We start from the raw sequence: 20879 nt of genomic DNA on the forward strand, positions 1-20879 counted from the left end.
CCTCACGAGGGGTGACGCCGATTCCGCCCGGACATCACCGGACGGGTGAGCGCGCTCACACGTCGATCACCGGGTGGCGGGCTCCAGCCGGACCTGCACCCACTTCGAGGTCGGGCAGCGCGAGGACTCCGCGTACGACTCGAGCGGGATCAGCGGGTTCGTCTCCGGGTAGTACGCGGCGATGCAGCCCTTCGGCGTCGAGTACGACACCAGCCGGAAGTCGTCCGCGCGCCGCTCGCTGCCGTCGGTCCACTCGCTGACCAGGTTCACCCGGTCGCCGTCGGCGAAGCCCAGTTCGCGCAGGTCGGCGTCGGAGATGAACACGACCCGGCGGCCGGAGTGGATGCCGCGGTAGCGGTCGTCCAGGCCGTAGATCGTGGTGTTGAACTGGTCGTGGCTGCGCAGGCTCTGCAGGACCAGCCGGCCCTCCGGGAGCGTCAGCACCTCCAGCGGGCTGACGGTGAACTCCGCCTTGCCCGACGCCGTCGGGAAGGTGCGGCTGTCCCTCGGCGGGTGGGCGAGGGTGAAGCCGCCGGAGCGGGCGACCTTCTCGGTGTAGGCCTCGCAGCCCGGGACGACCCGGCCGATCCGGTCGCGGATGCGGTCGTAGTCGGCCGCGAACTCGGCCCACGGGACGAGGTGGTCCGCGCCGAGGGTGGCCCGCGCGATCCCGCACAGGATGTCGACCTCGGAACGCAGCAGCTCACCGGCCGGCTCGGAGCGGCCGTGCGAGGCGTGCACCGCCGACATCGAGTCCTCGACGGTGACCCGCTGCGCCCGGCCGCCGGTCAGGTCCTTCTCGGTGCGGCCCAGCGCGGGCAGGATCAGCGCGTCGGTCCCGGCGACGACGTGCGACCGGTTCAGCTTGGTCGAGATCTGCACGGTCAGCGCGCAGCGCTCCAGCGCCTGCTCGGTGACACCGGTGTCCGACATCGCCTGGGAGAAGTTGCCGCCCAGGCCGACGAACACGCTCGCCCGCCCGTCGGCCATCGCCTGCACGGCCGCGACCGAGTCGTGGCCGTGCTCGCGGGGCGGCTCGAAGCCGAACTCGTCGCGGATCGCGTCGAGGAAGCTGTCCGCGACCCGCTCCCAGATGCCCATCGTGCGGTCGCCCTGCACGTTCGAGTGGCCCCGGACCGGGCACAGGCCCGCGCCCGGCTTGCCGATCATGCCCTGGAGCAGGGCGACGTTCACCATCTCCTTGATGGTGGCGACGGCGTTGCGGTGCTGGGTGATGCCCATCGCCCAGCAGTTCACGATCCGCTTCGAGGTCGCGAGCATCTCCGCGGCCTTCTCGATCTCGCCCCAGGTGAGCCCGGTCGCGGCGACGACGGCGTCGCGGTCCAGGTCCTTCACGTGCGCGGCGTAGGCCTCGAAGCCGTTCGTGTGCCGCTCGATGAAGTCGCGGTCCAGGACGCTGCCCGGGTTGCGGTCCTCGGCGGCGAGCAGCAGGTGCCCGAACGCCTGCCACAGCGCGAGGTCGCCGCCCGAGCGGATCTGCAGGAACTCGTCGGCCAGATGGGTGCCGATGCCGGACATGCCGCGCGGGGTCTGCGGGTTGTCGAACTTGAACAGCCCGGCCTCGGGCAGCGGGTTGACCGCGAGGATCCGCGCGCCGTTCTTCTTGGCCGTCTCCAGCGCCGACAGCATGCGCGGGTGGTTGGTGCCCGGGTTCTGTCCGGAGATGACGATCAGGTCGGCGTCGTGCAGGTCCTGCAGCGAGACCGAGCCCTTGCCGACGCCGATCGCCTCGGCCAGGCCGACCGAGGTCGACTCGTGGCACATGTTGGAGCAGTCGGGCAGGTTGTTCGTGCCGTAGGCGCGGGCGAACAGCTGGTAGACGAACGCGGCCTCGTTCGAGGCCCGGCCGGAGGTGTAGAACAGCGCCTCGTCCGGGCTCGACAGGGCGCGCAGGTGGGTCCCGACCAGGTCGAACGCGTCGTCCCACGAGATGGGCTCGTAGTGCGTGCCGCCGGCCCGGCGGACCATCGGGTGGGTGAGCCTGCCCTGGCTCTCCAGCCAGTGCGCGCTGCGGCCCCGCAGGTCGGCGATGGAGTGCTCGGCGAAGAACTCCGGGGTGACCCGGCGGCGGTCGCCCTCCCAGGACACGGCCTTCGCGCCGTTCTCGCAGAACTCGGCGGTGTGCCGCTCGCCCGGGGCCGGGTCCGGCCAGGCACAGCTCATGCAGTCGAAGCCGTCGACCTGGTTCATCGTGAGCAGGTTCTTGGCGGTCTTCACCACGCCCTGTTCGGCGAGGGAGCGCTTCATGGAGATCGCAACGGCCTTCGCCCCGGCGGCGGAGGTCTTCCGCTCCGAGACGCGCAGATCGGACTCCTCGGTGTCGACCGGGGGGTGGATCGGAGCGCTGTTGACCGGGGTGGGGGACACGGGCACCTCATCTGGAACACGACGACGGCGGAACGGGGCGGATTACCCACGCGGGCGGGGCACGGAAACGATGTTGCCCCAGCGTGGGACGCCGTGCCCAGCCGGTCCGCGGATGCGCGGGGAAGGTCACGGACGTCCCGCGGCCGCGGCGCGCCGGTGGCTCCCCGCGACCTGCCGGGTGGCGACGCTGACCCGGTTCCAGGCGTTGATGGTCGCGACGGTGAGGACGAGCTGCATCAGCGCCTTCTCGTCGAAGACGGCGGCGGCCTCCTCCCACACCGGGTCCGGCACCGCGTCGGTCCGGTCGGCGAGCCGGGTGAGCTCCTCGGTCAACGCGAGCGCGGCGCGCTCGGAGCGGGTGAACCACGGGGCCTCCCGCCAGGCGGACACGGCGAGCAGGCGCTCGATGCTCTCCCCGGCCTCCAGCGCGTCGTGGGAGTGCATGTCCACGCAGAACCCGCAGCCGTTGACCTGCGAGGCGCGCAGTCGTACGAGCTCCTGCACGGCGCGGGGGAGGACGGCGTCGTCGCGGGTGGAGGCCTCCAGCGCGAGCAGCGCGCGGTAGCCGTCCGGGACGTGGCGGTAGGGCCGGGTGATGCGCGGTTCCATGACGGTCCCCTTCGGGTCGGTGGCGTTCGTGGACGGTGTCGTGGGTGGTGCGATCACGGTGCGAGTGCGGCCCGGACGCGCTGCGGTGCGTCCGGGGCGGTGCGGACGACGTCCGCGGCGACCTCGGCGAGCGAGCGGCCGGCCAGCTCGCGTCGCCAGGCGAGCTCGGCCGAGCGCATGGACAGCGAGATCGCGCAGTGGCCGGAGTAGTCGAGCGACGGGTCCCCGCCCGGCGCCGCACCGAGGATCGAGGTGCAGCGGAACGCGTCCTCCGGTCCCTCGACCGCGACGACGACGTCGAGCAGGGACACCTCGTCCGCGGGCCGGGCGAGCCGGAACCCGCCCCGTGGGCCGGGCACGGACTCGCACACCCCGGCCCGGACCAGGGCCTGGAGCTGCTTGTTGAGGTACGCGGGCGGGAGGTCGTAGAACCCGGCGAGCCGGGCGCCTGGGACGGCGTCGCCGACCCAGGCCAGGTTCAGGCAGCAGTGCAGCGCCCACTCGACGCCCTGTCCCATCCGCATGAAGTGGACACTACATATCCAGGATATTCGTTGTCCAGGTTTCGCGGGTGACCACCGTCTCCGTCGATGTGTCCGACAGGTGACGGCACACGCATCGATGTAAGCGGTCGGTTACAGGTACTGCCGGAACCTGGAAATCGGACGCTCCGGTCTTCCACCCTCGGGGCGTACGAAAGCTCCCCCGAAGGAAGGAACCGTCATGGACAAGCGCCGTATCGCCGGTCTGGCCGCTGCCGCCGTCGCCGCACCGCTCGTGATGCTGGGTGCCACCGGCACCGCCAACGCCGCGGAGATCACGCCGATCGCCGAGTACGTGGACGACACCGTCGCCGACCTCTCGTCGACGATCGGCGCCGTGGTCGACGCGCTGGGGTTCGAGGCCTGACCCGCCTCTGAGACAGACGACCGACGGCCGGCCCCGGGAGCTCCGGGGCCGGCCGTCGGTCGTGCGGGGTGGTCGCGGCTCAGCCGGTCTCGACCTGGTCGGTGAGCGGCTCGGCCGGACGGCCGGGGGCCGGGGCCCACGCCTCGTCGTCGAGCATCGGGCAGGCCAGCCACTCGTCCGGGACGCCGAAGCCGTCGACCAGGGTCCGGGCGTGCGGACGCAGCTCGGCGCACAGCCCGTTGACCAGCGGCCGGATCGAGCGGGACTCGGCCGCGGTGAGCCGGCCGGTCTCCAGGTACCAGGCCCGCTCGCGGTCGATCACGGTGAGCACGTGCAGGTCGTAGACGCGCTCCAGCAGCGCGCGCACCGCCGGGTCGTCGACGGTCACGAGCTTGTCCGCGAACGACGCCTCCACCAGCGTGTCCACGTGCGCGCGGGCCGCGGTGAGCAGCAGGTCCTGGGCGGAGTTGAAGACGGCGAACTCGTCGTTGCCCTTGCGCATGGCCGGAGCCAGGTTGCGGATCGCGGCGGCCAGGGTGTCCTCGCGACGGACGGCCAGCAGCTCCCGGCGGCGCGTGCGGTCGGTCAGGTCGATCCCGCGGAACGGGAGTCGCCGGGTCAGCGACGCGGCCCCGGTCCGCTCGGCCAGCACCCCGGCGAGCTGACGGCCGAGCAGCGGCGCGATCTCGAGCGGGTTGCCCTTCTTGATCGTGCGGCCGTAGTCCGACAGCAGCTCCTTGGCCAGCAGCTGGAGCAGGACCGTGTTGTCGCCCTCGAACGTGGTGAACACGTCGGTGTCCGCCTTGAGGGCGGGCAGCAGGTTCTCCTCCAGGTAGCCCGCGCCGCCGCAGGCCTCCCGGCAGGTCTGGATGGTGTGCGTGGCGTGCCAGGTCGCGATCGCCTTGATCCCGGCGGCGGACTGCTCCAGCGTGCGCTGCTCGCGTGCGCCGACCGGTCCGGCGCCCGGGGCCTGGATGTCGTGCATCCGCTGGACCAGGTCGTCCTGGGTGAAGTGCAGGGCGAACGTCGTCGCCAGCGCGGGCAGCAGCTTCTGCTGGTGGGCGAGGTAGTCGAGGACCGCGATCTCCTCGCCGGTCGCCGGGTTGGCGAACTGGCGACGGCGCTCGCCGAAGCGCACGGCCAGGGTGAGCGCCTTCTCGGTCGCCGCGCCGGCACCGCCCGCCACCGAGATGCGGCCGCGGACCAGCGTGCCGAGCATGGAGAAGAACCGCGCCGTCTCGTTCTCGATCGACGACGAGTACGTCCCGTCCGGGGCGACGTCGGCGAAGCGGTTGAGGAGGTTCTCGCGCGGGATGCGGACGTGGTCGAAGGCCAGCCGTCCGTTGTCGACGCCGTTGAGGCCGGCCTTGCGGCCGTCGTCGCCGATCTGCACGCCGGGCAGGGTCCTGCCGTCGCTGTCGCGCAGCGGCACGAGGAAGGCGTGCACGCCGGGCTTCTCGTCGCCGGTGATCAGCTGGGCGAACACGACCGCCATCCGGCCGTCCCGCGCGGCGTTGCCGATGTACTCCTTGCGGGCCTGCGGGTACGGGGTGTGGACGACGAACTCGCCCGCCTCCCGGTCGTAGGTCGCCGTGGTGTGCAGGTGCTGCACGTCGGAGCCGTGCCCGGTCTCGGTCATCGCGAAGCAGCCGAGCAGCTCGCCGTCGATGATCTTGCGGAGGTACTGCTCGTGGTGCCGCTCGGTGCCGAGTACCTGGACCGCGCCGCCGAACAGGCCCCACTGCACGCCGGCCTTGACCAGCAGCGACAGGTCTCCGTAGGCCAGCATCGCGAACGCGGCGACGACCCCGCCGACGTCGCCCTGGCCGCCGACCGACGGATCGAACCCGGTGTGCGGGCGGCCCGAGGAGGTCAGGAACTTCAGCGAGTCGGTGATCCACTCGCGGTACTGCGCCGAGCTCAGGTCGGGGTCCGCGCGCATCTCGGCGTTGGCCGCCAGCTGTTCGCGGGTCTCCTGCCGGGCCCGGGCCCAGCGCCCGTCGACGACGGTGCGGAGCGCCTCGGCGGGGACGGCGTCGGGGCTCGGAAGGGTGCTGCGGGTCATGACTGAACCTCCTGCTGCACGTGCGATGCCAGGCCGGACAGTCCGGACCAGGCCAGGTCGGTGAGATGGGCGGCGATCCGCTCGCGGGGGGTGCCGTCGGGGCGGGCGAGCCAGTCGTCGGCCGCCCCCCGGACGAGGCCGACGATCGCGTGGCCCCAGATGCGGGCGGCGGCCCGCGGGTCGGTGCCGGTCCCCGTCGCGGTGCCGAGGTTGCCGGCGATGACCACGGCCACCTCGTCGCCGATCACGGTCACGAGGTCGTTGACCGGGTCGCTCGTCTCGGTGCGGCCGGTGTCGGCGGTGGGGGCGCGCCGGGTGGTGCCCTGGGTGAGCAGCGGTCGCTGTACCACGAACCGGTACAGCTCCGGGTCGATCTCGATCAGCCTGAGGTAGGCGTCGATGCCGGCCGCGACGGCCGCCCGCGGCCCGCGGCCCGCGTCGGACAGGGCCTCGGCGGTGGCTCGCCGGACCTCGGCCAGCAGGACGCCGGCCACCGACTCGCAGATCGCGGTGTAGAGGCCGGCCCGGTCGCCGAAGTGCCGGTAGATCACGGTCTTGCTGGTTCCGGCGGACGCGGCGATCTCGTCCATCCCGATGCCGGCGCCGTGCCGGCGGATGGCCCCGATCGCGGACCCGACGAGCGCCGCCCGCCGCTGCTCGCGGTGGGCGTCCCATCGGCTGTCGCGTCTGTCCCGTCCGGCCTTCACGAAACCCATAGTACCGTGTACCTTGAGTACCGGCTACCCCGTGGTAACGACGAACCACGAGCTGATGCTCCGCCCGCCCGGAGCCGCGTGCAGCGCGGTGACCCGATCGGGTGGGGCGGGACCCGATCCAGGAGGGACGACCCCCATGCCAGCCAGCACCCGGCGCGCCGCCGTCATCGGCGGCAACCGCATCCCGTTCGCGCGGGCCAACGGTGCCTACGCCTCCGCCTCGAACCTCGACATGCTCACCACGACGCTCGACGGTCTGGTGGCCCGCTTCGGGCTGGCCGGCGAGCGCCTGGGTGAGGTCGTGGCCGGCGCCGTGCTCAAGCACTCCCGCGACTTCAACCTGACCCGCGAGGCGGTCCTCGGCTCCCGGCTGAACCCCGCCACCGCGGCCTACGACGTGCAGCAGGCCTGCGGCACCGGCCTGGAGGCGACGATCGCCGTCGCCAACAAGATCGCGCTCGGCCAGATCGAGTCCGGCGTCGCCGGCGGTGTGGACACCGCGTCCGACGCCCCGATCGCGCTGAACGACGACCTGCGTCGCGTGCTGGTCAGGCTCAACGCCGCGAAGACGGCGGTGGACCGGCTCAAGCTGGTCGGGCAGCTGCGGCCGGGCCAGATCGTCCCGGACATCCCGGAGAACTCCGAGCCGCGCACCGGCCTGTCGATGGGCGAGCACGCGGCGCGCACCGCGCTGGAGTGGGGCATCGGCCGCACCGAGCAGGACGAGCTGACCGCGCGCAGCCACCACAACCTGGCCGCCGCCTACGACCGCGGCTTCTTCGACGACCTCGTCACGCCCTACCTGAAGCTGACCCGCGACAACAACCTGCGCGCGGACTCCTCGGTGGAGAAGCTCGCGAAGCTCAAGCCGGTCTTCGGGAAGGGCCCGGACGCCACGATGACGGCGGGCAACTCGACCCCGCTGACCGACGGCGCCGCGCTCGTCCTGCTCGGCTCCGACGAGTGGGCCGCCGAGCACAAGCTGCCGGTGCTGGCCCACGTCGTCGACGCCGAGACCTCGGCCGTGGACTACGTGCACGGCCCGGACGGGCTGCTCACCGCGCCGGTGTTCGCCGTCCCGCGGATGCTCGAGCGCAACGGTCTCTCCCTGCAGGACTTCGACCTGTACGAGATCCACGAGGCGTTCGCCTCGGTCGTGCTCGTGCAGCGCAAGGCCTGGGAGGACCCGCGCTTCTGCAAGGAGCGCCTGGGCCTCGACGCGCCACTGGGCACCGTCGACGACGCGAAGCTCAACGTCGCGGGCTCCTCGCTCGCCGCGGGGCACCCGTTCGCCGCGACCGGCGGGCGGATCGTCGCCACCCTGGCCAAGCTCCTGCGGGAGAAGGCCGACACGGAGAAGAAGGACCAGCGCGGCCTGATCTCGATCTGCGCCGCGGGCGGCCAGGGCGTCGTCGCGATCCTGGAGGCGAAGAAGGCATGAGCGACCTGCTCGCGACCCTGTCCAACACCGGCATCGCCAAGCAGCTGGGGCTGCCCACGGTGCCGACGCTGCGCCGGCACCGCCCCGGGGACCCGCTGCTGGCCGGCCCGGTGCTCGTCGCGTCGGTCGGCGGGTCGCGCTTCGCCGAGGCCGTCACCGCGTTCGTCGAGGAGCAGGGTGTCCCCGCGCTCACGGCGGTCGGTGATGACCGGCTGCACGGCGTCGTCGTCGACCTGTCGGGAGCGCGGACCCTGGCCGACCTCGCCGCCGCCCAGCAGATCCTCACCCCCGCGGTGAAGCGGCTCGGGCCCTCGGGCCGGGTGCTGCTGATCGGCGCCGAGCCCGCCGAGGCGTCCGGGGCCGAGGCGGCCGCCGTCGCCCAGTCGCTCGACGGCCTGGTCCGCTCGATCGGCAAGGAGCTGCGGTTCGGCGCGACGGCGAACCTGCTCGTGGTGACCTCCGACGTGACCCCCGCGGCGATCGACTCGTCGGTCCGGTTCTTCCTGTCGGCCCGCTCCGCCTACGTCGACGGCCAGGTCGCGCACGTCGCCGCACCGGTCGGGAACCCGCGGGAGCCGGCCGAGGTCGACGACCCGCGCGCCGAGGAGCAGCCGCTCGCCGGGCGCATCGCGGTGGTCACCGGGGCGGCCCGGGGCATCGGCGCAGCCATCGCCGACACCCTGGCCCGCGACGGCGCGACGATCGTCGCCGTCGACATCCCGGCGGCCGGCGAGGGCCTGGCCCGCACCGCGAACCGCACCGGCGGCACCGCGCTGCAGCTGGACATCACCGCGTCGGACGCGGCGGACCGGCTGCTCTCGCACCTCGCCGACCGGCACGACGGCGTCGACATCGTGGTGCACAACGCGGGCATCACCCGCGACAAGCTGCTCGCGAACATGACCGAGGACCGGTGGAACTCGGTGCTCGCGGTCAACCTGGGCGCCCAGCTGACGATCAACGAGGCGCTGCTGGCGAAGGGCTCCCCGCTGCACGAGGCGGGCCGCGTGGTCTGCGTGTCGTCGCAGTCGGGCATCGCGGGCAACCGCGGCCAGACCAACTACGCCGCCTCGAAGGCCGGTGTGATCGGGATGGTCCGGGCGCTCGCCCCGCGGTTCGCCGAGCGCGGTGCGACGATCAACGCCGTCGCGCCCGGGTTCATCGAGACCGACATGACCGCGACGATGCCCGTCGCCACCCGCGAGGGCGGCCGCCGGATCAACTCGCTCAAGCAGGGCGGGCTGCCGGTCGACGTCGCCGAGGCCATCGGCTGGTTCGGCCGCGCCGAGTCCGGCGGGCTCAACGGGCAGGTCGTGCGGGTCTGCGGCCAGTCGATGCTGGGGGCCTGATGACCGTGGCCGAGGACCGGAAGGTCACCGAGCTGCCCGGCCCGCCGTCGCTGGGGCAGTACTACGCATCCGCGGCCGCCCGGGCGGCGCTGCCCGGCGGCTCCGGCCGGTCGCTCCCCGCGACCGAGCTGGTCCGCCGCGGCGTCACCGTCGAGCAGGGGCACCTCGCCGACTACGCCCGGGTCTGCGGGTTCCGGGTCGGCAACGCCCTGCCGGTGACCTACCCGCACATGCTCACCTTCGGGCTGCAGGTCGTGCTGATGGCCGGCCGGTCGTTCCCGCTGCCGCTGCCCGGACTGGTGCACATCGCCAACCGGATCACCGTGCACCGGGCGATCACCCCGACCGAGACGCTCGACGTCCGGGTGTGGGCCGAGCGGTTCACCCGCCACCCCAAGGGGGCGCAGGTGGATCTGATCGGCGAGGTCTCCGCGGGCGGGGAGACCGTCTGGGAGGGGCGCAGCACCTACCTGGCCCGCGGGGCGACGGCCCCGGACGGCCCGGTGGGCGGCGACGGCACGGCCGACATCGCCGAGCCGCCGGTGCCCACCGGGCCGGCGAACGCGCTGTGGCGGGTCCCGGGCGACATCGGGCGCCGCTACGCGGCCGTCTCCGGTGACGTGAACCCGATCCACCTGCACCCGCTCACCGCGAAGGCGATGGGCTTCCCGCGGGCGATCGCGCACGGCATGTGGACCGCGGCGCACGCCGCCGCGGCGCTGGAGGGCCGGGTCCCCGACGCCTGCACCTACGAGGTCGTGTTCCGCAGGCCGGTGCTGCTCCCGGCGAAGGCCGAGCTCGTGACCGAGCAGGCCGCAGGCGGGGCGTGGGGACTGGCCCTGCGCAGCGCCAAGGACGCGCAAAAGCTCCACCTGGTCGGCCGCATCGGCGGGTAGACCCGACGCATGGACGAGGAACGACCCCGACCGGGTGGGCAGGTCTGCTCACCCGGTCGGGTGATTCTGGATCGGTCCACAGGCCGGTACAGCAACGTTTTCCCGATGACGGACGTCTTCCTCTGTGTCCATCATTCGTCATCCGACATCCGTGAGGAGGCCATGCGATGAACGAGGACATCTCGATCGAGACCGACGAGCAGCACGACGACGAGTCCCACATCGTCCGCGGACTCGACTAGGTCGGGCGGAGGAGCTCGTCCCGGCGCGGTGGAACCCACCGGCGTCCGCGGACCGGCACGGGTTCGCGCAGAACCTCGATCAGGAGCTGCGCCACCCGCCCACCCGGATAGTGTCGGGCCCATGCTGGTCGAGCGCATGCGCCCGTTCACCTCGACGATCTTCACCGAGATCTCCCGCCTCGCGGTCGAGACCGGTGCGATCAACCTCGGCCAGGGCTTCCCGGACACCGACGGTCCGGCCTCCCTGCTCGCCGACGCCGCCGCCAACATCACCGAGCGCGGCCTGAACCAGTACCCGCCCGGCCCGGGCGTACCCGCGCTGCGCGAGGCCGTCGCCGCGCACCAGCAGCGCTGGTACGGCCTCGACGTCGACCCGGCCGACGTCGTCGTCACCACGGGGGCGACCGAGGCGATCGCCGCGTCCCTGCTCGGGCTCTGCGGCCCCGGCGACGAGGTCGTCGCCTTCGAGCCCGCCTACGACTCCTACGCCGCCGCCGTCGCGCTGGCCGGCGCCACGCTGCGGACCGTGCCGCTGCTCCCGCCCGACTTCGGCTTCGACGACGTCGCGCTGGCCGGCGCGTTCTCCGACCGCACCCGGGTGGTGCTGGTCAACACCCCGCACAACCCGACCGGCGCCGTGCTCACCCGCGACCAGCTGACCCGGGTCGGGGAGCTCGCCGTCGCGCACGACGCGGTCGTCGTCACCGACGAGGTGTACGAGCACATGGTCTTCGACGACGCCCGGCACGTGCCGATGGCGTCGCTTCCCGGACTCGCCGACCGCACCCTCACGATCTCCTCGGCGGGCAAGACGTTCTCGGTGACCGGCTGGAAGGTCGGCTGGGTGCACGGCCCGCCGGAGCTCGTCGCCGCGCCGCGGGCGGTCAAGCAGTTCCTCACCTTCCACGGCGGCGCCCCGCTGCAGCCCGCCGTCGCGCACGCGCTGGCCCTGGGCGACGACTTCTACACCGGCCTCACCGCGGACCTGGCCCGCAAGCGGGACCTGCTGTCCGCCGGGCTGCGGGCGGCCGGGTTCGACGTGCTCACCCCGCGCGGGACGTACTTCGTGGTCGCCGACCCGCGCCCCCTCGGGTTCGACGACGGCGTCGACCTGGCCTGGAAGCTGCCCGGGCTGTGCGGGGTCGCCGCCGTCCCCGTGTCGGTGTTCTGCCCGTCGCCCGACGCGGCGCGGGCGTACCGGCCGTTCGTGCGGTTCGCGTTCTGCAAGCGCGACGACGTGCTGGAGAAGGCGGCCGGGCGGCTCGCGGGGCTGCGGGCGTGACCGCGGTGCCGGGTCCGGGAGCGAGCCGGGTGCCGGTCGTCGTCGGCGCCGACCGGGAGCGGCTGCGAGACCCGCTGGAGGTCACCGGCCCGCCCGCGCCGCCCGCTTGACGCTGACGACCAGCAGCGCCGACATCGCCGCCCACACCACGATCGACTGCACCGACAGGATCGGCAGCGCCACCACCGGGGCCAGCGTGTAGGCCAGGGTGATCCGCAGCGCCGCCTCCAGCGCCATCACCAGCGCCGCGACGCCCGTCGCGCGGCGCAGCGTCCGCCGGAACACCGGGTTGGCCGCCCACTGGCGCTCCATCAGCTCCGGCAGGTCGGGGCGCCGGGCACTGCCGAAGAACCGGCACACGTGGAACACCAGCGGTCGGCGCCCGACCACCAGCGACCCGGCGAGCAGCAGCCCGAACGCGACGCTCTGGATCGCGTCGCGGGCCACGGCGAAGCGGGCGTCGCCGCTGAGCAGCGACGTCGCCAGCCCGGCGGCGAGGGTGACCAGCACGATCATCCCGACCGGGTTGAGCCTGCGGTGCCGCACCGCCTGCACCAGCACGTTCAGCGCGGGCGGCAGCGCGGACCAGGCCAGCGCCGCGACGTCGGACATGCCCTGCCCGGTCAGCACGACGTAGACGAGGTAGGGCAGCGCCGCGTCCACCAGCAGCGAGCCCACGGTCTGCCGCAGCACGGCGCCGCGGCCCGCGGGGGCGGTGGCCGACGGTGTGGCCCTCGGGGTGGTGGTCGGGGTCATCGGTGCCTCCGGAGCACGGCGGATCGGTCCCGACGACGGTCCCGCGCGCGGACCCCCTCCCGGATCCACCCGGGGGCCGACCCCGGGTGGAGATCGGTTCTCCACCCACCGGTCCCGATCTCCGGCGGCCCAGCTCACTCGATCGGCCTAGACTCCGGCCCATGGATGCGCAGCGACCCGCGACGCGGCCGGGCCGCCAGGTCGTCGGGCTGCCGGTACGGGCCCTGCTCGCCCTCGTCGTGGCGTCGGCGAACGTCATCGGCGGCGGTGTGGTGCTGGTCATCGCGGCCTTCGTGCTGCCCCGCGAGCAGCTGCTCGACGCCGTCGAGATCCGGCTGGTCAACCTCGTCGTGTTCGGGATCTACCTGCTCGTCGCGGTCCCGGTCGGGATCTGGTTCGGCCGCCGGAAGCTGACCCTGCGCCGCTCCTCACGCGACCCGCAGGCCGACGAGCGGGCGCTGGTCCTGCGGGCGCCCGCCCGCATCTCGTCGATGGTCGCGCTGCTGTGGATGGTGGCCGCGGTCCTGTTCTGCTTCCTGAACCTGCGCTACTCCGGCCGGCTGGGTTTCTCGGTCACCGCCACCGTGCTGATCGGCGGCGTGACCACGTCGTCGCTGTCCTACCTGCTGGTCGAGCGGATGCTGCGCCGTGCCGCGGCCCGGGTGCTGTCCGGACGGCCGCCGAAGCGGCGTCGCCTGGTCACCGGGGTGATGCTGCGCTCGGTCGGGTTCTGGGCGCTCGGCACCGCGGTCCCGATCTCCGGGATCATGCTGGCCGGGCTCGTCGCGCTGGTGTTCGGCGACTCCTCGCCCACCCAGCTCGCGGTCACCATGCTCGCGCTGGGCGGCACGGCGATCGGGGTCGGGCTGATCACGACGCTCGGGGCCGCCCGCGCCATCGCCGACCCCGTGCTGGCCGTGCGCCGTGCGCTGGCCCGGGTGCAGGACGGCGACCTCGACGTGAGCCTGCCCGTCTACGACAACACCGAGCTCGGCCAGCTCCAGGCCGGGACGAACAGCATGGTCGAGGGCCTGCGCGAGCGGGAGCGGATCCGCGACCTGTTCGGCCGCCACGTCGGTCGCGACGTCGCCGAGGCGGCCTCGGCGCGCGGCGACGGCATCCGGCTCGGCGGCGAGGTGCGCCCGGTCGCCGTGCTGTTCGTCGACCTCGTCGGCTCGACGGCGATGGCCGCCCGCCGCCCGCCCGAGGAGGTCGTGGCGGTGCTGAACCGCTTCTTCGGGGTGGTCGTCGAGTGCGTGGAGCAGGCCGGCGGGTGGATCAACAAGTTCGAGGGCGACGCCGCGCTCGCGGTCTTCGGTGCCCCGCTCGACCTCGACGACGCCCCCGGCGCCGCGCTGAGCGCCGCCCGCTGCCTGGGCGCCCGCCTGGCCGAGGAGATGCCCGAGGTCGAGGCCGGGATCGGCGTGTCCGCGGGCGACGCCGTGGCCGGCAACATCGGGGACCCGCGCCGCTACGAGTACACCGTGATCGGCGACCCGGTGAACGAGGCCGCCCGGCTCACCGAGCTGGCGAAGTCCGTGCCGGGGATGGTCGTCGCGTCCGCGCGGGCCGTCGACGCCGCCGGTGCGGAGGCCGCGCGGTGGCGGGCCGGGGAGTCGGTGACGCTGCGCGGACGGGACGAGCCGACCGGGGTCTGCGTGCCGGCCGAGGACGCCCAGGACACCGCCGCGCCCGTCGGGTCCGGGGAGAACAGTCGTACGTGACTGTCGGGGTGTCCTCGGGCAGGATGCCGCCATGGGCAACGGCGCTACCGGGTTCAGTGAGCAGACCGCCGCGGCGATCCGGCGGGTGCGACGGCACTCGCTCGGTGACCTCCTGCACCGCACGGCCGTCCGGTACCCGGGCAAGACCGCGGTCGTCGACGGCGACACCCGCTGGACGTTCGCCGAGTTCGACGCGGCGGTGAACCGGTGCGCCGCCGCCCTGGCGGAGCAGGGGCTGGCCAAGGGCGACCGGCTCGCGCTGCTGTCGCACAACTGCCGCCAGTTCGCGGTGCTCGTCTACGCCACCGCGCGGCTCGGCGTCGTGCTCGTGCCGATCAACTTCATGCTGAACGCCGAGGAGATCGCGTTCATCCTCGACCACTCCGGGGCGACGGCGTTCGTCGTCGAGGACGCGCTGGCCGCCACCGGGGAGAAGGCGCTCGCGCAGTCGTCGGAGCCGGCGTCGGTCCGGGCCTGGATCGGGCTGTCCGGGCAGGCGCCGACCGGCGACTGGGCCGACCTGGACGCCTGGATCGACGGCGACGGCGACCCCGGTGAGCCCGACGTGCACATCGCCGACGACGACCCGCTGCGCCTCATGTACACCTCCGGCACCGAGTCGCGGCCCAAGGGCGTCATGCTGGCGAGCCGGTCGCTGATCACCCAGTACGTGTCGTGCGTCGTCGACGGCGGGATGGAGCACGACGACGTCGAGCTGCACTCGCTGCCGCTCTACCACTGCGCGCAGCTGGACTGCTTCCTGTCCGTCGACGTCTACCTGGGCGCGACCAGTATCATCCTCCCGGCGCCGGACCCGGCCCGGCTGCTGGAGACCATCGAACGGGAGAGGGTCACCAAGCTCTTCTGCCCGCCGACGGTGTGGATCTCGCTGCTGCGCCACCCGGACTTCGACACCCGGGACCTGTCGAGCCTGCGCAAGGGCTACTACGGCGCCGCGGCCATGCCGGTCGAGGTGCTGCAGGAGCTGTCCCGGCGGTTGCCCGACGTGCGGCTGTGGAACTTCTACGGCCAGACCGAGACCTCGCCGCTGGCGACCCTGCTGGGCCCGGACGAGCAGCTCAGCCACGCCGGGTCGGCCGGGCGGGCGTCGCTGAACGTCGAGACGCGCGTCGTCGACGACGCCGGGAACGAGGTCCCGCCGGGTGAGGTCGGTGAGATCGTGCACCGCAGCCCGCACGTGACGCTGGGGTACTACGAGAACGAGGAGAAGACCGCCGAGGCGTTCGCCGGCGGCTGGTTCCACTCCGGCGACCTGGGTGTGATGACGGCCGACGGGTACCTGTCCGTCGTCGACCGCAAGAAGGACATGATCAAGACCGGTGGGGAGAACGTGGCCTCCCGCGAGGTGGAGGAGGCGCTCTACCTGCTCGACGGCGTCGCCGAGGTCGCCGTGTTCGGCGTCAGCCACCCGCACTGGATCGAGGCCGTCACCGCGGTCGTCGTCCCGAAGCAGGGGGTGACGCTGACCCGCGAGCAGGTCGACGCGCACGCGAAGGACAAGCTCGCCGGCTACAAGCGGCCCAAGTACGTCGTGTTCGCCGACGCCCTCCCCAAGAACCCCAGCGGCAAGATCCTCAAGCGGGAGCTGCGCACCGAGCACGGCGGGATCGCCGCCCGGGAGGGCTGAGCCCGCCCCGGGTGTCAGCAGCCCGGCCGGACCACGAACTCGGCCTCCACCTCGGCCCGGACGGTGATGTCGTCCGGGGCGAGCAGCGTCCCGAGCCCGCCGTCGGCGGACTCGGCGCCCCGACCGCCGGGCGCGCTGACGGCCCGGGCGCTCATCGCGACCGCCCGGCCGCCGAGCATCCCGGTGTCGGCGACCGAGCGCGGGGCGACGGTGCCCAGGTCCAGGGCGTCGGCGTAGTCCTGGGCGCGTTCGACGGCCTGGCGCAGCGCGTCCTGCCGGGCCGCGCGCTCGACCTCGCGGCGGTGGTCGCGGGCCAGGTCCCAGGTGATCCCCTGGACCTGCGCACCGGTGAACCGGTCCACACCGGACAGCCACGCGCCGAGCCGGGCGACGTCGTCGAACTCCACCGACACCGACACCGACGCGTGGTGCACCGGCGGCTGCGGGCGCCCCTCGAAGGAGGGCTGCTCGACCCAGCTGCGGGCCTGGTCGACGACGTAGCGCCGGACCGGCCCGGCGTCGGGGTCGTGCAGGCCGCGCACGTCGGCGACGAGCGCCGCGGTGCCGCGCTCGACCTCCGCCCGCACCGGGGCGGCCTCGGGGCCCTGCGCCCGGACGACGACGAGCGCGGTGCCGCGCTCGGCCGGCACCTGCCGCTCGTGCTCGCCCCGCACCCTGATCACGACGTCGCTCATGCCAGCTTCTCCCACAGGAATCCGTAGGCCAGTGCGGCCATCCTGGCGGCCTGCGCGTTGTCCGCGGCGCCGCCGTGCCCGCCCTCGATGTTCTCGTAGTAGGTCACGTCGTGGCCGGCGGCCTCCAGCGCGGCGGTGAACTTGCGGGCGTGGCCGGGGTGCACCCGGTCGTCGCGGGTGGAGGTCAGCAGGATCGTCGGCGGGTAGTCGGCCGCGTCGTCGATCAGGTGGTACGGCGAGAAGGTCCGGATGAACTCCCAGTCGTCGGTGTCCGGGTCGCCGTACTCGGCCATCCAGGAGGCACCGGCGAGCAGGTGGCTGTAGCGCTTCATGTCCAGCAGCGGCACCTGGATGACCACCGCGCCGAACAGCTCCGGGTAGCGGACCAGCATGTTCCCGGCCATCAGGCCGCCGTTGCTGCCGCCCTGCACGGCGAGGTGAGCCCGCGAGGTGACGCCGCGGTCGATCAGGTCCCGGGCGACGGCGGCCATGTCCTCGTAGGCCCGCGGCCGCTTCTCGCGCAGCGCCGCCCGGTGCCAGCGCGGTCCGTACTCGCCGCCGCCGCGCAGGTTCGCGACCGCGTACACCCCGCCGCGCTCCAGCCAGGACCGGCCCGTGCCACCGGAGTAGCCGGGGGTCATGGGGATCTCGAAGCCGCCGTAGCCGTAGAGCAGGGTGGGAGCGGAGCCGTCGAAGGGCAGGTCGTTGCGCCGGACCAGGAAGTACGGGACCCGGGTGCCGTCGTCGCTGGTCACGAAGTGCTGCTCGATGACGTGGCGGGACGCGTCGAAGAACGCGGGCGCGCTGCGCAGCGGACGGGGCTGCTCGCCGACCGTCGCGATCGACAGCGTCGACGGGGTCAGGTAGTCGGTGACGATCAGCCAGACGTCGTCGCTCTCGTCGGCGTCGACCGCGGCGACGGTGACGCTGCCGAACTCCGGTGCCCCGGTGAACGGCGCGCGGGTCCAGCCCTGCTCGCCCGGGGTGAGCACGACGAGCCGGTCGACGACGTGTTCCAGCACGTCGAGCACGAGGTGGTGGCGGGTCCAGGCGTACCCGGCGAGCGAGGAGGAGTCGGTGGGCTCGAACAGCACCTCCCACGAGGGGGCGCCGGCCAGGACGTCGTCGAAACGGGCGGCGAGCAGGGAGCCCGCGGTGAACGAGCCCCAGTCCTCGCGCAGCTCGACGGTGCACCACTCGCGGTGCACGTCGGTCATCGCGGAGTCCGGGACGTCGATCTTGGTGAGGGTTCCGTCCGCGCCGATGAGGTACAGCTCGTCGGCGTAGAAGGCCAGCGCCCGGCGCAGGAAGTCCCGCTCGAAGCCCGGGGTGTGGTCGCGGAACGCCGAGATGCTGAGGTCGGTCTCCTCGCCGGCGTAGACCAGCTCGGCGGACTCCAGGGCCTCGCCGCGGCGCAGCCGCCGCACCGTGCGGGGGTAGCCCGATGTCGTCATGGTGCCCGGGCCGAGGTCGGTGGACAGGTAGACGGTGTCGCGGTCGATCCAGCTCATCCCGCCCTTCGCCTCGGGCCGGGAGAACCCGCCGTCGACGAAGCTGCGGCTCGGGAGGTCGAACTCGCGCGTGACGTCGGCGTCGGCGCCGCCGCGGGACAGGTCGACCAGCGCGCGGTCGAGGTCCGGGCGCAGGAACCGGGCACCGTGCCAGACCCAGTTCTCGCCCTCGGCCGCGTTGAGCGCGTCGACGTCGAGCAGCACCTCCCACTCGGTGTCGGCGCTCCGGTAGGACTCCGGGGTGGTGCGCCGCCACAGGCCGCGCGGGTGCTGCTCGTCGGTCCAGAAGTTGTAGTAGTGCCCGCCGCGGGCGGTGACGAACGGGATCCGGTCGCGGGAGTCGAGGACCTCGCGGATCCCCGACTCCAGCTCGGCGAACAGCGGGGTGCCGGTCAGCCGCGCCTCGGTGCGGGCGTTGCGCTGCGACACCCATTCCAGGGCCTCGGTGCCGGTGACGTCCTCGAGCCAGGCGTGCGGGTCGTTCGTCATGACCCGATCATCGCTCACACGAACGGCGCGACGGTGATCCCGGCCCGGGCGAGCTCGTCACGGACCCGTCGGGCGGTCGCGACGGCGCCGGGGGAGTCGCCGTGCAGGCAGGCGGACTCGGCACGGACCGCGACGTCGCTGCCGTCGACCGCGCGCACCGTCCCCGTCCCGACCACGCGGACCAGCCGTTCGGCCGCCTCCGCGGGGTCGTCGAGCAGTGCACCCGGTTCGCCGCGCGGCACGAGCCCGCCCTCACCGGTGTAGCCGCGGTCGACGAAGAACTCGCCCACCGCGCGCAGCCCGGCCCGCTCGGCCTCCGCGAGCAGCTCGGACCCGGGCAGCCCGAGCACCGGCAGCGACGGGTCGTACGCCCGCACCGCCCGGACCACCGCGCGCGCCTGCGCGGTGTGCGTCCGTGTGGCGTTGTAGAGCGCGCCGTGCGGCTTGACGTAGCGGACCCGGGTACCCGCGGCCCGGCACAGGGCCTCGAGGCCGCCGATCTGGTAGAGCACGTCGTCGGTCAGCGCGTCGGGCTCGATGTCGAGGAACCGGCGCCCGAACCCGCGCAGGTCCGGGTACGACACCTGCGCCCCGACGACGACCTCCGCCCCGGCCGCCCCGGTGGTCGTGACCCGCAGCGTCGAGGGGTCCCCGGCGTGGAACCCGCACGCGACGTTCGCCGAGGTGACGAGCCCGAGCATCGCCTCGTCGTCGCCGAGGGTCCAGCGGCCCCAGGACTCACCGAGGTCGGCGTTCAGGTCGATCGTGCTCACGGGCGTGTCCTCGGGGTCGGAGTCGCGGTCCAGGGGGCGGTCCGGGGGCCAGTGTGACCGGTACCCGCTCGCCCGGATCCCCGGAGGTCGCCATCCGACGATCCGCCCGGGATCGGGCCGTTGCGTCCGGACGGGCCTTCGGCATGGGTGCTTGTCCTCTGAATCCGCTTACCCGGTAAGCGGATTCACAGAAGAGGGGTGTCCGGAGACCGGCCCGTGCCGGCGTGGAGGTGCGTCGGCCCGCCGGCACACCCCTGTTCTGCGAGACACAGTTCTTCCCGTGAACGGTTCTGCGGGGATCGGGTCTCTCCGGAACCGAGGGGCCCGGCCTGGCCCGGCTCGGCGCGAGGGTGGAGGACAGCCCTGCCCCGGTCAGCCCTCCTGCAACGCGCCCGCCCGCACCAGGACGGCGGCCCGGTGCCCCGCGCGGACCCGTTCGAGGGGCCGGGCCCCGCCCGGCAGCGGCACCGTCCGCCCGCGCCCGACGGCCACGACCACGGCGTCCGGGCGGAGCGCGGTCGCGACCGCGCGCAGGAACTCGACCCCGGGGTCCTCGTCGTCGGCGGCGGCGGCCCAGGTCGTCCGGTGCCCGTGCGGCAGGTCGGCCAGGACGAGGTCCGGGCCGGTCCCGTACGGACCCGCCCCGGCCAGTGCGCTGCGGACGGCGGCGGTGTCGCGGGCGTCGGCGGGGGTGACCGACCAGGCCGGGGCACTCGCCGGGACCAGGGTCCGGACGGCGGTCGCGGCCTCGGCGTAGGACGGCTTGTCGTGCCGGGCCGCGAGGGCCTCGAGGTCCGCGGCGCGGGCGGTGAGGCCGCCCGGGTCGAGCAGGGCGAGGTTGCGCCGGGCCAGGTCGAGCGGCCCGGGGTCGGCGTCGGTGCCCACCAACCGTGCGAGGCCGGGCACGAGCAGGCCCAGCACGGTGAGCGTCGCCCCGGCGCCGCAGCACGGGTCCCACACGGTGAGCGGGGCGTCGGCGGGCAGGTGGACGCGGGCGCGGCCGGCGAGCTCGACGGTCAGTCGTACCGGGAGGGTCGGGCGGCCCGGCGCCGACGCCAGCACCGCGTCGAGCGCCGCGTGGTTCGCGGCCGGGGCGTGGCGGTACTGCACCCGGGCAGTCCAGCAGCCCACGCCCGCACCGGTTCCGGCGGGTGGCCGGTCAGCGGGTGCGGCGGTGCAGCCAGAACGCCACGCCGCCGACCAGCAGCGCGACGACCACCAGCGCGCCGACGATCTGCGGGCCCGCGGTCCCGGCCAGGTAGCTGAGCGGGAGCCCGGCCAGCGCGATGATCAGCACCCAGGCGACCACCCGGCGGGTCGCGGGGCCCTCCGGGCCGGGTGTGTTCCGATCGTGCTCCATGTCCGGAACGTACCGGTCGGGCGCCG

The 20879-nt window shown here is 73.7% G+C and carries 18 protein-coding genes; 7 read left to right on the forward strand and 11 right to left on the reverse strand.

Going from position 1 to position 20879, the window contains the following annotated elements; all coding sequences use genetic code 11:
* Positions 1–66: 66 nt before the first annotated feature.
* From KPF22_RS03440 to KPF22_RS03450, 3 genes are all read right to left on the reverse strand, one after another.
* On the reverse strand, positions 67–2388 hold the full coding sequence (locus KPF22_RS03440) for an FdhF/YdeP family oxidoreductase (RefSeq protein WP_224401210.1): 2322 nt from the start codon (positions 2386–2388) through the stop codon (positions 67–69).
* 126 nt (positions 2389–2514) lie between these two features.
* Complete coding sequence (locus KPF22_RS03445; RefSeq protein ID WP_208821537.1) at positions 2515–2997, reverse strand: carboxymuconolactone decarboxylase family protein; 483 nt, start codon at positions 2995–2997, stop codon at positions 2515–2517.
* 53 nt (positions 2998–3050) lie between these two features.
* A complete protein-coding gene (locus tag KPF22_RS03450) occupies positions 3051–3521 on the reverse strand; it encodes an Rrf2 family transcriptional regulator (protein ID WP_208821539.1) in 471 nt (156 codons plus the stop codon).
* A gap of 199 nt (positions 3522–3720) precedes the next feature.
* Here KPF22_RS03450 and KPF22_RS03455 point away from each other — a divergent pair, with 199 nt between their 5' ends.
* Positions 3721–3906 (forward strand): hypothetical protein, encoded by a 186-nt coding sequence (locus KPF22_RS03455; protein ID WP_208821541.1) that lies wholly within the window; start codon positions 3721–3723, stop codon positions 3904–3906.
* 79 nt (positions 3907–3985) lie between these two features.
* Here KPF22_RS03455 and KPF22_RS03460 read toward each other — a convergent pair whose 3' ends face one another.
* Positions 3986–5971 (reverse strand): acyl-CoA dehydrogenase, encoded by a 1986-nt coding sequence (locus KPF22_RS03460; RefSeq protein WP_224401211.1) that lies wholly within the window; start codon positions 5969–5971, stop codon positions 3986–3988.
* On the reverse strand, positions 5968–6687 hold the full coding sequence (locus tag KPF22_RS03465) for a TetR family transcriptional regulator (protein WP_224401212.1): 720 nt from the start codon (positions 6685–6687) through the stop codon (positions 5968–5970). The genes KPF22_RS03460 and KPF22_RS03465 overlap by 4 nt, the downstream gene beginning before the upstream one ends.
* 136 nt (positions 6688–6823) lie before the next feature.
* Between KPF22_RS03465 and KPF22_RS03470 the strand changes: the two genes are divergently transcribed.
* The 4 genes from KPF22_RS03470 to KPF22_RS03485 all read left to right on the forward strand — a co-directional run bounded on the left by KPF22_RS03470 (position 6824) and on the right by KPF22_RS03485 (position 11897).
* Entirely contained in the window at positions 6824–8128 is a 1305-nt protein-coding gene (locus tag KPF22_RS03470; protein WP_208821547.1) for an acetyl-CoA C-acetyltransferase, read from the forward strand.
* Positions 8125–9477 (forward strand): 3-oxoacyl-ACP reductase, encoded by a 1353-nt coding sequence (locus KPF22_RS03475; protein WP_224401213.1) that lies wholly within the window; start codon positions 8125–8127, stop codon positions 9475–9477. The genes KPF22_RS03470 and KPF22_RS03475 overlap by 4 nt, the downstream gene beginning before the upstream one ends.
* Entirely contained in the window at positions 9477–10373 is an 897-nt protein-coding gene (locus KPF22_RS03480) for a MaoC family dehydratase (protein WP_224401214.1), read from the forward strand. The genes KPF22_RS03475 and KPF22_RS03480 overlap by 1 nt, the downstream gene beginning before the upstream one ends.
* Before the next feature lie 363 nt (positions 10374–10736).
* The gene (locus KPF22_RS03485; RefSeq protein ID WP_208821556.1) at positions 10737–11897 is read left to right on the forward strand and encodes a pyridoxal phosphate-dependent aminotransferase; all 1161 of its coding nucleotides are present in this window, start codon (positions 10737–10739) and stop codon (positions 11895–11897) included.
* Between the two features lie 81 nt (positions 11898–11978).
* Here KPF22_RS03485 and KPF22_RS03490 read toward each other — a convergent pair whose 3' ends face one another.
* On the reverse strand, positions 11979–12653 hold the full coding sequence (locus tag KPF22_RS03490; protein ID WP_224401215.1) for a VC0807 family protein: 675 nt from the start codon (positions 12651–12653) through the stop codon (positions 11979–11981).
* 161 nt (positions 12654–12814) lie between these two features.
* On the opposite strand from KPF22_RS03490, the gene KPF22_RS03495 reads away from it, so the two are divergent.
* Together KPF22_RS03495 and KPF22_RS03500 are read left to right on the forward strand one after the other, a co-directional pair.
* Positions 12815–14377, forward strand: a complete 1563-nt coding sequence (locus KPF22_RS03495; RefSeq protein ID WP_208821562.1) for a mononucleotidyl cyclase — start codon at positions 12815–12817, stop codon at positions 14375–14377.
* A gap of 31 nt (positions 14378–14408) precedes the next feature.
* Positions 14409–16025: an acyl-CoA synthetase gene (locus KPF22_RS03500; protein ID WP_224401216.1), complete on the forward strand. Its 1617-nt coding sequence runs from the start codon at positions 14409–14411 to the stop codon at positions 16023–16025.
* Positions 16026–16039: 14 nt separating this feature from the next.
* Here the strand turns inward: KPF22_RS03500 and KPF22_RS03505 are convergent, their stop codons facing one another.
* The 5 genes from KPF22_RS03505 to KPF22_RS03525 form a co-directional block, all read right to left on the reverse strand.
* Positions 16040–16720: an SIMPL domain-containing protein gene (locus KPF22_RS03505; protein ID WP_224401217.1), complete on the reverse strand. Its 681-nt coding sequence runs from the start codon at positions 16718–16720 to the stop codon at positions 16040–16042.
* A complete protein-coding gene (locus KPF22_RS03510) occupies positions 16717–18720 on the reverse strand; it encodes a prolyl oligopeptidase family protein (RefSeq protein ID WP_224401218.1) in 2004 nt (667 codons plus the stop codon). Before KPF22_RS03510 ends, KPF22_RS03505 begins: the two co-directional genes overlap by 4 nt.
* Positions 18721–18734: 14 nt before the next feature.
* On the reverse strand, positions 18735–19493 hold the full coding sequence (locus KPF22_RS03515) for a LamB/YcsF family protein (RefSeq protein WP_208821575.1): 759 nt from the start codon (positions 19491–19493) through the stop codon (positions 18735–18737).
* 372 nt (positions 19494–19865) lie between these two features.
* On the reverse strand, positions 19866–20624 hold the full coding sequence (locus KPF22_RS03520; protein ID WP_224401219.1) for an rRNA methyltransferase: 759 nt from the start codon (positions 20622–20624) through the stop codon (positions 19866–19868).
* 28 nt (positions 20625–20652) lie between these two features.
* The gene (locus KPF22_RS03525; RefSeq protein ID WP_062398523.1) at positions 20653–20853 is read right to left on the reverse strand and encodes a hypothetical protein; all 201 of its coding nucleotides are present in this window, start codon (positions 20851–20853) and stop codon (positions 20653–20655) included.
* Between the last annotated feature and the right edge of the window lie 26 nt (positions 20854–20879).

It is taken from the genome of Pseudonocardia sp. ICBG1034 (assembly GCF_020131375.1).
Lineage (GTDB): Bacteria > Actinomycetota > Actinomycetes > Mycobacteriales > Pseudonocardiaceae > Pseudonocardia > Pseudonocardia alni.